Origin of the sequence: Treponema sp. OMZ 805 (assembly GCF_050937395.1) — a bacterium.
In the GTDB taxonomy this organism is placed as follows: Bacteria; Spirochaetota; Spirochaetia; order Treponematales; family Treponemataceae; genus Treponema.
The window spans coordinates 1-695 of sequence record NZ_JACCLP010000050.1; the positions used below are offsets into that span (position 1 = coordinate 1).

The following is a 695-nucleotide window of genomic DNA, read 5'->3' on the forward strand; positions in this document are numbered from 1 at the left end:
CCTTGTTCAATGCCTTGGGCAAAGGCTATTTCATGTTCTTCCGCTCGTTGCACGGCTATATCGGTTTCATAATCATATTCAGCGAGTAACATGTTCAATACCTCCTTGGTCTTACGTTTGAGATACTCTTTCAAGATATTATTTGCTATGCATTCTTCAATCGCTTGTTGAAAACCGTTTATCTGATCTAGCTCTTTCCATCTTCTCACTGTTTCCACAAATATGCTGTATTCTTTCATAGTTTTACAGTTTGCTAATATCGGATGTTTATCGTGCTGATTAATGTTTATTACCTTAACGGTCAACTCAAGGCTTGGTTCGCCTACCTTTTCTACAAAAGCATCTGAAAGTTTTAGCATTGTAGTTTTAGGATAGTCTTCTATGCCGTTGTAAAAGACATAGAACTCAGGAGTGGGAATGTTAAGAAGTTTACGGCTATATTTTTCTTTTGATTCAAAGAGCGTTTCATACAGGCGGCTGACATACTCAAGACAGCGTAAAGGCATATTGGGGTTTATGGTTGATTGATGCTCTGCAAGTACTATGATTTTATTCTCAACGAGATAAGATACATCATTATAAAATGACATATAGAGAACCTGATCGAGTCTGACTGTTTTTAGTTGTGCTGTATCTTTAAGTGTTGTTCCATGCAGAGCATTGTATAATGAGAGGAAATTCTCTTTTGCCTTTTC

At 37.0% G+C, this 695-nt stretch carries 1 protein-coding gene; it reads right to left on the minus strand.

The genetic code is table 11. From position 1 onward, the window contains the following. On the minus strand, positions 1-695 hold a 695-nt coding region (locus HGH47_RS12230), incomplete at both ends, for an Rpn family recombination-promoting nuclease/putative transposase (RefSeq protein WP_432912749.1).